Annotated in this window: 8 protein-coding genes; 6 read left to right on the top strand and 2 right to left on the bottom strand. The window is 67.5% G+C overall.

Annotated elements, in window-relative coordinates:
* Position 1 precedes the first annotated feature (1 nt).
* From sdhA to creD, 3 genes are all read left to right on the top strand, one after another.
* Positions 2-1,834 (top strand): succinate dehydrogenase flavoprotein subunit, encoded by a 1,833-nt coding sequence (gene sdhA / locus VGV58_RS03335; RefSeq protein ID WP_326872553.1) that lies wholly within the window; start codon positions 2-4, stop codon positions 1,832-1,834.
* 14 nt (positions 1,835-1,848) lie between these two features.
* Entirely contained in the window at positions 1,849-2,634 is a 786-nt protein-coding gene (locus VGV58_RS03340; RefSeq protein ID WP_326872554.1) for a succinate dehydrogenase iron-sulfur subunit, read from the top strand.
* Between the two features lie 274 nt (positions 2,635-2,908).
* The gene (gene creD / locus VGV58_RS03345) at positions 2,909-4,327 is read left to right on the top strand and encodes a cell envelope integrity protein CreD (protein ID WP_326872555.1); all 1,419 of its coding nucleotides are present in this window, start codon (positions 2,909-2,911) and stop codon (positions 4,325-4,327) included.
* Between the two features lie 3 nt (positions 4,328-4,330).
* Here creD and VGV58_RS03350 read toward each other — a convergent pair whose 3' ends face one another.
* Both VGV58_RS03350 and VGV58_RS03355 read right to left on the bottom strand, forming a co-directional pair.
* Entirely contained in the window at positions 4,331-5,575 is a 1,245-nt protein-coding gene (locus tag VGV58_RS03350) for an NAD(P)/FAD-dependent oxidoreductase (RefSeq protein ID WP_326872556.1), read from the bottom strand.
* The gene (locus tag VGV58_RS03355) at positions 5,572-6,366 is read right to left on the bottom strand and encodes a glutamine amidotransferase (RefSeq protein ID WP_326872557.1); all 795 of its coding nucleotides are present in this window, start codon (positions 6,364-6,366) and stop codon (positions 5,572-5,574) included. The genes VGV58_RS03350 and VGV58_RS03355 overlap by 4 nt, the downstream gene beginning before the upstream one ends.
* A gap of 251 nt (positions 6,367-6,617) precedes the next feature.
* Between VGV58_RS03355 and VGV58_RS03360 the strand changes: the two genes are divergently transcribed.
* From VGV58_RS03360 to VGV58_RS03370, 3 genes are read left to right on the top strand one after another with little or no spacing between them, the layout of a single operon-like run.
* Complete coding sequence (locus tag VGV58_RS03360; RefSeq protein WP_326872558.1) at positions 6,618-7,259, top strand: TetR/AcrR family transcriptional regulator; 642 nt, start codon at positions 6,618-6,620, stop codon at positions 7,257-7,259.
* 15 nt (positions 7,260-7,274) lie between these two features.
* The gene (locus VGV58_RS03365) at positions 7,275-8,459 is read left to right on the top strand and encodes an efflux RND transporter periplasmic adaptor subunit (RefSeq protein ID WP_326872559.1); all 1,185 of its coding nucleotides are present in this window, start codon (positions 7,275-7,277) and stop codon (positions 8,457-8,459) included.
* A gap of 16 nt (positions 8,460-8,475) precedes the next feature.
* Positions 8,476-11,700: an efflux RND transporter permease subunit gene (locus VGV58_RS03370; protein ID WP_326872560.1), complete on the top strand. Its 3,225-nt coding sequence runs from the start codon at positions 8,476-8,478 to the stop codon at positions 11,698-11,700.
* The last annotated feature ends 12 nt before the right edge of the window (positions 11,701-11,712 follow it).

The following is an 11,712-nucleotide window of genomic DNA, read 5'->3' on the forward strand; positions in this document are numbered from 1 at the left end:
CATGGCGATCACCCGCGCCCGCGCCCTTCCGGCCTATACCGGCCAGGCCTACGCCATCACCGACCATACCTTCGACGTCGTCGTCGTCGGCGCCGGCGGCGCCGGTCTTCGCGCCACGGTCGGCTGCTCGCAGGCCGGCCTGCGCACCGCCTGCATCAGCAAGGTCTTCCCGACCCGCTCGCACACCGTCGCGGCCCAGGGCGGCGTCGCCGCCTCGCTCGGCAATATGGGCAAGGACACCTGGCAGTGGCACATGTACGATACCGTCAAGGGGTCGGACTGGCTCGGCGACCAGGACGCGATCGAGTATCTCGTGCGCAATGCGCCGGCCGCCGTCTATGAGCTCGAGCACTGGGGCGTGCCCTTCTCGCGCACCGAGAGCGGCAAGATCTACCAGCGCCCCTTCGGCGGCATGACCACCGATTTCGGCAACGGCCCGCCGGCCCAGCGCACCTGCGCCGCCGCCGACCGCACCGGCCACGCCATGCTGCACACGCTCTATGGCCAGGCGCTGCGCTACAACACCGAGTTCTTCATCGAGTACTTCGCCATCGACCTGATCATGGACGAGGACGGCCATTGCCGCGGCGTGCTCGCGCTCAAGCTCGATGACGGCACGCTGCATCGCTTCCGCTCCCAGCAGACCATCCTTGCGACCGGCGGCTATGGCCGCGCCTATTTCTCGGCGACCTCGGCCCATACCTGCACCGGCGACGGCGGCGGCATGGTGCTGCGCGCCGGCCTGCCGATGCAGGACATGGAGTTCGTGCAGTTCCACCCGACCGGCATCTACGGCTCGGGCTGCCTGATCACCGAGGGCGCGCGCGGCGAGGGCGGCTATCTCACCAATTCCGAGGGCGAGCGCTTCATGGAGCGCTATGCTCCGTCAGCCAAGGACCTCGCCTCGCGCGACGTCGTCTCACGCTCGATGACGATGGAGATCCGGGCCGGCCGCGGTGTCGGCAAGGACAAGGATCACATCTACCTGCATCTCGACCATCTCGACCCGAAGATCCTGCACGAGCGCCTGCCCGGCATCTCGGAGAGCGCCAAGATCTTCGCCGGCGTCGACGTCACCCGCGAGCCGATCCCGGTGATCCCGACCGTGCACTACAACATGGGCGGCATCCCCACGAACTTCCACGGCGAGGTGCTGACCAAGGTCGGCGGCGATCCGGACACGGTCGTGCCCGGCCTGATGGCGATCGGCGAGGCGGCTTGCGTCTCCGTGCACGGCGCCAACCGCCTCGGCTCGAACTCGCTGATCGATCTCGTCGTCTTCGGTCGTGCCGCGGGCCTGCGCTGCGCCGAGACTGTCAAGGCCGGCGAGAAGCAGCCGGAACTGCCGGCGAACTCGGCCGATCTCTCGCTCACCCGCCTCGACAAGTACCGCAACGCCAAGGGCGGCACGCCGACCGCGGTGCTGCGCGACAAGATGCAGCGGACGATGCAGTCCGATTGCGCCGTCTACCGGACCGGCGAGACGCTCGAGGCGGGCCACAAGGCGATCCACGAGGTCTGGGCCGGCATCACCGACATCGGCACCACCGATCGCTCGCTGATCTGGAACTCCGACCTGATCGAGACGCTGGAGTTCGAGAACCTGATCACCCAGGCGGTGGTCACCATGGACTCGGCGCTGCAGCGCCCGGAAAGCCGCGGCGCCCATGCCCGCGAGGACTATCCGGACCGCGACGACAAGGACTGGATGAAGCACACGCTCGCCTGGATCGACGACGAGAAGCGCACAGTCACGCTCGATGACCGTCCGGTGCACACCTACACGCTCTCGAACGACATCGAATACATCAAGCCGAAGGCGCGGGTGTACTGAGGACGATCTGACCGATGGCTGAATTCACGCTCCCGCAGAACTCCCGCCTGACCGAGGGCAAGGCCTGGCCGAAGCCGGCCGGCGCCAAGAAGGTCACCGAGTTCAAGATCTATCGCTGGAACCCGGACGACATCGCCAATCCGCGTACCGACACCTATTATGTCGACCGCGACGATTGCGGGCCGATGGTCCTCGACGCGCTGATCTGGATCAAGAACAAGGTCGACCCGACACTGACCTTCCGGCGCTCCTGCCGCGAAGGCATCTGCGGTTCCTGCGCCATGAACATGGACGGCAAGAACGGGCTCGCCTGCACCACCGGCATCGACGAATGCGGGGCCAAGGGCAAGGTCGCGATCTACCCGCTGCCGCATATGCCGGTGGTCAAGGACCTCGTTCCCGACCTGACCCGCTTCTACGCCCAGCATGCCTCGATCGAGCCCTGGCTCAAGACCACGACGCCCGCGCCCGAAAAGGAATGGAAGCAGGCCAAGGACGACCGCGAGAAGCTCGACGGCCTCTATGAGTGCATCCTGTGCGCCTGCTGCTCGACCTCGTGCCCGAGCTATTGGTGGAACGGCGATCGCTATCTTGGGCCCGCGGCGTTGCTGCAGGCCTATCGCTGGCTGATCGATAGCCGCGACGAAGCCACCGGCGAGCGCCTCGACAATCTCGAGGACCCGTTCCGGCTCTATCGCTGCCACACCATCATGAACTGCGCCAACGCCTGCCCGAAGGGCCTTAACCCGGCCAAGGCGATCGCCGAGGTCAAGAAGATGATGGTGGCCCGCCAGGTCTGAGCCTGCCGGAATTCTACTAGCGCGGCCGTCTGACACGGCGGCCTGCGCTTCCGGTGCTCACGTACTGATGTACGCTCCGCTCCGGTTCTCGGCCGCTGCGCCAGCCGACTCACGCCAGCGAATTCCGGCTCAGCTGAGCGAAGCTCGGTTCTGTGCCGCGCGGCTTTCCGCAATTCCGCCGTCGATTCCGCCGGTTTCGGCCCTCAATCGATCACGCCCGCGACAAGACGCCGCGCTCTCTTGCTGACGCTAAGTCACAGCATGAGGGCGAATCATGTCGCAAGAGCACGGGCAACCGACCGAGAGCAGGCCTGAGCCTCCAATCCTGTCGCTCGGCATCACGCCGCGACGGTTCGGACGCAGCCCCGGCCTGAAATTCTTCGTCATCGGCTTTCTGGCGCTGCTGCTGCTGATCCCGCTGATGTTCGTCTCCAGCCTGCGCGGCGAGCGCTCGGCCACCGCCAACCTGGCGGCCCGCGAGATCGGCGATGCCTGGGGCCGCGAGCAGATCGTCGGCGGCCCGGCGCTGCTGGTGCCCTATCTGGTGCCGCCCAAGATCGCCAATGCCGCGCCGACGCGCGAAGTCGCGGTCTTCCTGCCTGATGATCTCCAGGCCTCTTCAGAGGCGCAGACCGAAATCCGGCGGCGCTCGATCTTCGACGTGCCGGTCTATCGCAGCAAGGTCGGGTTGACCGCGCGCTTCCTGCCGCCCGATTTCAAGGCGATCACCTCCGAGACGGTGCAGCCGCTCTGGAACGAAGCGGTGCTCGCGGTCGGCGTCGGCGATGTCCGCGGCTTGAAGAATCGGGCCACGGCCCAGATCCGCGACGGCGCCGCGATCGAATTCGAGCCGACCCTCGGCGCCGGCATCCGCGACGGCAACGGCATCCATGCCGCCTTGCGCGGCATCGACCTGACCAAGCCGCTTGCCGTCGAGGTCGGGCTCGACCTCAATGGCTCGCGCAGCCTGTCGATCGTGCCGCTGGCCAAGAACAGCGCGCTCCGGATGAGCTCGAACTGGCAGCATCCGAGCTTCTCCGGCGCGCATCTGCCGGATGACCGGGTGATCGACGCCAACGGCTTCTCGGCCTCCTGGCGGGTCTCGCATCTGGCGCGCAACCTGCCGCTCGCCTTCACCTATGACAAGCGCGCCGACGTGACCTTCCTCGCCGGTGCTGTCGGCGCGCGCTTCTACCAGCCTGTCGATCTCTACCAGCTCGTCGAACGCGCCATCAAATATGGCATCCTCTTCGTCGGTGCGGTCTTCCTGGCCGTCTTCGGGCTGGAGTTGGTGGCGCGCGACAACCTTCACGCCGTCCAGTACACGCTCGTCGGCTTCGCGCTGGTGCTGTTCTATGTGCTGCTGCTGTCGCTGGCCGAGCATCTCGGCTTCCTGACGGCCTATCTCACGGCAGCCGCGGCGACGACGGCGCTGATCGCGCTCTATATCGGCCTCGTCCTGCGCAGTTTTGCGCGCGGCGCCGTCCTGGGGCTGATCCTCGCCACCGGTTACGGGCTGGTCTACGCGCTACTGAAATCCGAGGACTTCGCCCTGCTCGCCGGGGCGATCGGCGCCTTCGTCGCGCTGACGGCGCTGATGCTCGGCACGGCCAGGGTCAACTGGTCCGGCCTTGGTGACGGCGTGGCGAAGAGCGTCACCAGCGATCCGGCGCAGCCGAGCGCTTCGGCGTGACGCCTAAGACAAATAGCGGCCCGGCGCGAAAGGCGCCGGGTCGGCCGGAGCCTGTTCGCCGCAGACCAAAGCGGCCAGGATCTCCCCCGTCACGGGTCCGGTCGAAAAGCCGATATGCTGGTTGCCGAAGGCGAGCCAGAGACCGGGATGGCGCGGCGCCTCGCCGATCATCGGCAGCGAATCCGGCAAGGTCGGGCGTGAGCCGCGCCAGGTCGTGTCCTCCGCCGGCTCGGTGAGCGGAAAGGCCTCGCGGGCCCGCGGCAGCACCTGCTCGATCTGGGCGTGATCGTCGGGCGCATCGCGATGGGCGAGCTCGACGCCGCTGGTCAGGCGCAGGCCGAGTTCCATCGGCGCCAGCATGTAGGACGCCTCGACATCGTAGATCGGCCGGTTGAGGAAGCGCCCCAGCGCCGGCTTGTAGTGGCGGTGATAGCCGCGCTCGACATTGAGCGGCACTTTCAGGCCGAGCGGCCGCAGCAGCTCCGCGCTCCAGGGGCCGAGCGCGACGACCGCGAGCTCGGCGTCGTGCTGGGCGCCCTTGGCGGTGACGCGCCAGCCATCGCTCCGCTTCGACAAGGCGGTGACCTCGTCGCGCAGGATCACGCCGCCGCGAGCGGCGAACAATGCCGCATAGGCCTCGACCACGGCGCCCGGCCAATCGACCGAGGCGCTGTCCTTGTGGTGCAGGGCGGCCGAGAAGATCGGGTTCAGGCTGGGCTCCAGCGCCGACAGTGCCTGGCGATCGAGCGCCTCGACGCGCACGCCATGGTCTTCGAGGAAGGCCTGGCGCGCTTCGGCGGCCGCCCGGCCGGCCTCGCTGCGCCAGAGCTCGAGGAAGCCGGTATCACGCAGGCGCCAGGCGATGCCGGCCTCGGTCATCAGGCGCTTGTGCAGCGGCAGGGAAGGCCCGGTCAGGCTTTCCAGCGCCGCGACGCGGCGGCTGAGCCGCTCAGGCCTGGCTTCGTTGAGAAAGCCGAGGATCCAGCCGGGATTGGCCAGGAGGTGGCCGAGCCGGTAGCGCACCGCCGCATGCCGGTTGCCGAGATATTTCGGCAGGTTCTTCCACAGGCCGGGATTGTTGAGCGGCATGATCGAGGAGCGGCTGATCACCCCGGCATTGCCATAGGAGGTCTCGCGGCCGGGCTCGCGCCGGTCGATCAGCGTCACCTTGAGGCCGCGTTTCTGCAAGGCGAGCGCGCAGGAGACGCCGACCATGCCGGCGCCGATGACGATGACGCTGCGGCTCACTTGGACAGGTCCGGGGGGAGGACCGGCTCGGCGAGCCAGTGATCGAGGAAACCATCGAGCCAGGCGCGCACGGCGGGATCGTACTGATACCAGCCCTCGAGATGCTGGTGGCGGAGCTGCGCGCCCGGCATCAGCGTGCGCTCATGGGCGCGCACCGACCAGCGGCACATCATCGCCAGCGTCACCTCGGGGTGAAATTGCAGGCCATAGGCCTTGCGGCCGGCGCGGACCGCCTGAACCGGGAAATCGCCGCCGGTCGCCAGGCATTCGGCGCCGGTCGGACAATCGAAGCCCTCGCGGTGCCATTGATAGACTGTGCCAGGCCAGATGCTGCCGGTCGTGGCGGCATCGGCACGGCCGGCCTCCGTCAGGCTGAGCGGGTAATAGCCGATCTCGGCCCGGCCTTCGGCGTGGGTGTAGACGGTCGCGCCGAGATGGCGGGCCAACATCTGCGCGCCCAGGCAAAGGCCAAGGAAGGGCGCTTCCTCCTTGAGGCAGACCCCGATCCAGTCGATCTCCGCCTTGACGAAATCATCGGGGTCGTTGGCGCTCATAGGCCCGCCGAAGATCACCGCGCCGGCATGGCCCTGCATGGTCTGCGGCAGCGGGTCGCCGAAGCGGGGCTTGCGGATGTCGAGAGCGTGCCCGCGCTCGGCGATCAGGCGGCCGACACGGCCAGGCGTCGAATGCTCCTGGTGGAGCACGATCAGCACCGGCTTGCGCGGCGGCAGGGCGTCGAGGCGAGTGCGGAGCCGGCGACGCGTCGGGAAGCGATAGGACAGATCGTTCATCGCGGCGTTCGATTGCGCTCCCGAGACCGGATTCCTCATGCCGGACGGTGCTTAAAATGCGGTTTGCCGGCCCGTGCGGCAAGCAAATTATGCGCCATGGCCGGCATGGCGGAGGCCAGCGTTGTGCATGCTTCGTGCAATCTTTCATCAATAGTCTTCTGGCAATGCAACCTCTAGTGACCGCATCAGTTGACTTTCGAGCCAGGCTCAGGCATGAGAATGAACATTCATTCTCATTTTTCCAAGCAAGCATGTCGCAAGTCGTCTCCTCCTTCTCGGCCGAACGCGGTCTCTCCGAGCGCCATATCCGCATCCTCGATGCGGCCGAGCGCGTCTTTGCGCGGGCCGGCTTCCATGTGGCGACGATGAATGACATCGCCGTGGAAGCCGCGATGAGCCCGGGCAACCTCTACCGCTACTTTTCCTCGAAGGACGCACTCATCGCCGGCATCAGCGAGCGCGACCGGACCGAGGTCGCGGCCGATTTCGCCCAGCTCGATCCGGGCAGGGGCGGCTTGCTCGATCAGCTCGAGGAGCTCGGCCGCCAGCACATGGTGCGCAAGCCACGCGAGAAGGCGATCATCGCGCTGCAGATCTGGGCCGAGGCCTCGCGCACGCCTGAGATGGCGCAGATCTGTGCCGGTTTTGACGAGGTGGTCGAGCAAGGCCTCGGTGCTGCCGTTGCGGCGGCCAAGGCGAGTGGCGAGCTGCCGAGCAATCTCGATCAAGCGCGTTTTCTGACGGCGCTGTTCATGATGGCGGACGGCTTCTTCTGCCGGCGCGCCGTCGACCCGAATTTCGACGCCGCCGCCGGCGCCGAAGCCCTCTTCGCCGCGATGCGGGGACTGGCGCAGACCATGCTGCTGCCGCCCGCTGGCGAGCCAACCTCCTAGAGACGAAAACCGACCATGTCCGTATCGCCCAAGACCCTGATCCTGCTGCCGCTCTTCGCGCTCGCCTGCGCGCCTGCGACGGCATTCGCCCAGGCTCCGGCCTCCGCTGCCACCGCCCAGCAGCCTTCAGCCGGGCCGGCGATCACGGTGACATCGGCCAAGCGCGACGAGATCGTGCAGAGCGTCGTGGTCTCCGGCTCGATGGTCGCGCGCGACGAGGTTCTGGTCACGCCTGAGGTCGACGGCTTCGTCATCACCGAGCTGCTCGCCGAGGAAGGAGACCGAGTCGCTGCCGGCCAGGTGCTGGCGCGGCTATCGCGCACCACGCTCGAAGTGCAGCGCGCCCAGAACCAGGCGCAGACCGCCAAGGCGCAGGCGGCGATCGACCAGGCCAAGGCGCAGATCGTCGAAGCCGAGGCCAATCTCGTCCAGGCCAACAACGCCTTCGACCGCACCAAGGCTCTGCGCGACAGCGGCAATGCCAGCCTGGAGACGTTCGATCAGCGCGCCGCTGTGGCTCGCGGCAGCCAGGCGCGGTTGAACTCGGCCAAGCAAGCGCTGGCGATGGCCGAGGCCGATCTTGCCCTCTCGCAGGCGCAAGGCCGCGACATCGAGGTCAAGCTGGCCCGCACCGAGATCAAGGCGCCGAAGGCCGGCATCGTCAGCCGCCGCAACGCCAGGCTCGGCGCGATGGCGACGATGGCGGCGGCCGAGCCGCTGTTCAAGATCATCGCCGACGGTGCGATCGAGCTCGAAGCCGATGTCGCCGAGGTCGAACTGCCCAATCTCAGGATCGGGCAGGCGGTCGCGGTCACGCCGGCCGGCTCCGACAAGCCGCTCGCCGGCCAGATCCGGCTGATCTCGCCGGAAGTCGACAAGGCCTCGCGGCTCGGGCGCTTGCGCATCACACTGACCGGCAATCCACCGGTCGCCGTCGGTTCCTTCGCCCGCGGCGTGATCGAGACCGGCCGCAAGACCAGCATCGTGTTGCCGCTTTCGGCGATCACCTATGCCCGGGGCGGCGCCATGGTCCAGGCCGTCAAAGACGGCAAGGTGACGACCAAGAAGGTCACGCTCGGCCTGATCGGCGGCGGGCGCGCCGAGATCGCGTCGGGCCTTGCCGAGGGCGAGAGCGTGGTCGCACGCGCCGGCACCTTCGTGCGTGACGGCGACGCCATCACGCCGGTCGCGTCGAACTGAACCGACGGAGCTATCCGTGAGCGTCAATTTCTCTGCCTGGTCGATCCGGAAGCCGGTCCCGGCGATCCTGCTCTTCGTCGTGCTCTGCGTGCTCGGGCTGCTCTCGTTCTCGAAGCTGCCGGTGACGCGCTTCCCGAATATCGACGTGCCCTTCGTCTCGGTGACGGTGACCCAGTCGGGCGCTGCCCCGGCTGAACTGGAGAGTCAGGTCAGCAAGCGCGTCGAGGACGCGGTCGCCAATATCACCGGCGTCAAGCACGTGATGTCGACGCTGACCGACGGCTCCTCGGTGACGCTGGTCGAGTTTCGGCTCGAAACCAACACCGACCGGGCCGTCAATGACGTCAAGGATGCGATCGCCAAGATCAGGGCCGAGCTGCCGCGGACCATCGACGAGCCGGTGATCCAGCGCATCGACGTCGAAGGCCAGTCGATCCTGACATATGGCGCCTCCTCGCCCGGCCTGACGCTGGAGCAGCTCTCCTGGCATGTCGACGACGTCGTCGCGCGCGAATTGCAGGGGCTGAAGGGTGTCGGCCGGGTCGAGCGTTATGGCGGTGTCGACCGGGAGATCAGGATCTCGCTCGATCCCGACCGGCTGCTCGCGCTCGGCACCACCGCCGGCGAGGTCAACCGGCAGATCCGCGCCACCAATGTCGACCTCGCCGGCGGGCGCGGCGAGGTCGGCGGCCAGGAGCAGGCGATCCGCACGCTCGCCAGCGCCAAGACCGTCGCCGAACTGGCCGACAGCAAGATCCAGTTGACCGGTGGGCGCGAGGTCCGCCTGAAGGAGCTCGGCCGTGTCGAGGATTCCAGTTCCGAGCCGCGCGCCTTCGGCCGGCTGAACAAGCAGCCGGTCGTCTCCTTCGCGGTGTTCCGCTCGAAGGGCTCGAGCGAGCTTTCGGTCAAGGACGTCGTCGCGGCCAAGATCGACGACCTCAACAAGCGCTATCCGACGATCAAGCTCGCGCCGATCGACGATGCCGTCGCCTACACCCACGGCAACTACAAGGCGGCGATGGAGACGCTGCTGGAGGGCGCGGCGCTCGCCGTGCTCGTCGTCTTCGTCTTCCTGCGCAACTGGCGGGCGACGCTGATCACTGCGATCGCGCTGCCTCTCTCGGCCATCCCGACCTTCTGGGCGATGGAGCTTCTCGGCTTCTCGCTCAACCTCGTCAGCCTGCTCGGCATCACGCTGGTGACCGGCATCCTGGTCGATGACGCCATCGTCGAGATCGAGAACATCGTCCGGCACATGAAGATGGGCAAATCGCCCTATCGCGCCGCGATGGAGGCGGCCGACGAGATCGGCCTCGCGGTCATCGCGATCACGCTGACCATCGTCGCGATCTTTGCGCCTGTGTCCTTCATGGGCGGCATCGCCGGCCAGTATTTCCGTCAGTTCGGCCTCACCGTCGCGATCGCGGTGCTGTTCTCGCTGCTGGTCGCGCGCCTGATCACGCCGATGATGGCGGCCTATCTGTTCAGGCCGGTGAAACACCACGACGCCAAGGACGGCTTCGTGATGCGCGGCTATTCCTGGCTGCTGGAAGCCTCGCTCAAGCGGCGGCGCATCCCGGTGCTGCCGCGTTTCGATGGCTCCGGAAAGTGGCGGAAGCTGCCGTTCAACACGGCCTATCTGACGCTGATCGCCGGCTTCGGCTTCCTGTTCGTCTCGATCCAGGCGACGGCGCTGCTGCCGACCGGCTTCTTCCCCGAGGAGGACACCGCCCGCATCGTCGCATCGGTCGAATTGCCGCCCGGCGCGACGCTGGAGGACACCACCGTCGCCACCGACAAGATCGTCGACAAGCTGCGCGAGATTCCGCAGGTGACGAACGTCTTCGTGCTCGGCGGCGCTTCGCCGACGGGCCAGCGCGAGGTCCGCCGCGCCGCGGTCTTCATCCTGCTGACGCCGAAGGCCGAACGCGACGTTCCCCAGAAGGAGCTCAAGGTCACCATCGCCGAGAAGCTGGCTGGCGTGCCCGATGTCCGCGCCTGGTACGTCAACGAGCGCGGCGAGCGCGAGATGGCGTTCTCGATCCTGTCGAAGGACGGGGATGCGCTCGACGAGACGGTGGCGAAGATCGAGGCGCGCATGCGCCAGGTCGATGGCTATCTCAACGTCGCCACCGCCGGCTCGCTTGCACGGCCCGAGATGCGCGTCACGCCGAAGCTGGAACAGGCCGCCAATCTCGGCGTCACGCCCGAGGCGATCTCGGAGGCGCTGCGCGTCGCGACTATCGGCGACATCGGCCCGAACCTCGCCAAGTTCAACGCCGGCGACCGGTTGGTGCCGATCCGTGTCCAGCTCGACGAGCAGGCCCGTACCGACATCCGCAATATCGCGGCGCTGCGCGTCATCAGCGCGTCCGGCGTCTCGGTCCCGCTCACCGCCGTGGCCGAGATCGGCTTCGGCGAGGGCCCGTCCTCGATCGACCGCTATGATCGCGTCCGCCGCGCCGCCATCGGCGCCGACCTGAAGCGCGGCTTCGAGCTCGGTACGGCACAGGAGAAGTTCCAGGAGATCGTCAAGGAGGTCGGCCTTCCCGAGGGCGTGCGCATCGCCGCGACCGGCGACGCCGAGATCCAGGGCGAGGTGGTCGAGGGCTTCGTCCACGCGATGACCACCGGCCTGATGCTGGTGCTCGCCGTGCTGATTTTGCTGTTCGGCTCGGTCTTCCAGCCGATCACCATCCTGCTCTCGCTGCCGCTCTCCTTCGGCGGCGTGGTGATTGCGCTGCTCGCCACCCACAACCCGGTCTCGATGCCGGTCTATATCGGCCTGCTGATGCTGATGGGCATCGTCACCAAGAACGCTATCATGCTGGTCGACTTTGCGGTCGAGGAAGTCGCGCGCGGCAAGGATCGGCTGACGGCGCTGCTCGAAGCCGGCCACAAGCGGGCGCGGCCGATCGTGATGACCACCATCGCCATGGCGGCGGGCATGCTGCCTTCCGCCTATGGCGTCGGCGATGGCGGCGAGTTCCGCGCGCCGATGGCGATCGCGGTGATCGGCGGCCTGCTCGTCTCGACCGTGCTCTCCCTCGTCTTCGTGCCGTCCTTCTACGTGGTGATGGACGATCTCGGCCGGCTCACCGGCTGGGTCTTCGGCCGCTTCCTCGGCAAGGCCGAGGACGAGAGCCAGTGGGAAGCGATCCGCGAGGAGGAGACGCCGGGCGAAGCCAGCGCCAAGGCGATGGCCGGCAAGCTGCCGCCGCCGCGGCTGGCGGCAGAGTGAAGGCAATGGCAC

Origin of the sequence: Allobosea sp., from assembly GCF_035944895.1 — a bacterium.
GTDB lineage: Bacteria > Pseudomonadota > Alphaproteobacteria > Rhizobiales > Beijerinckiaceae > Allobosea.

Bases quoted from the DNA above. Each gene is read 5' to 3' on its own strand.
- sdhA (WP_326872553.1), top strand. From the start codon at position 2: ATGGCGATCACCCGCGCCCGCGCCCTTCCGGCCTATACCGGCCAGGCC.
- VGV58_RS03340 (WP_326872554.1), top strand. From the start codon at position 1,849: ATGGCTGAATTCACGCTCCCGCAGAACTCCCGCCTGACCGAGGGCAAG.
- creD (WP_326872555.1), top strand. From the start codon at position 2,909: ATGTCGCAAGAGCACGGGCAACCGACCGAGAGCAGGCCTGAGCCTCCA.
- VGV58_RS03355 (WP_326872557.1), bottom strand. From the start codon at position 6,366: ATGAACGATCTGTCCTATCGCTTCCCGACGCGTCGCCGGCTCCGCACT.
- VGV58_RS03360 (WP_326872558.1), top strand. From the start codon at position 6,618: ATGTCGCAAGTCGTCTCCTCCTTCTCGGCCGAACGCGGTCTCTCCGAG.
- VGV58_RS03365 (WP_326872559.1), top strand. From the start codon at position 7,275: ATGTCCGTATCGCCCAAGACCCTGATCCTGCTGCCGCTCTTCGCGCTC.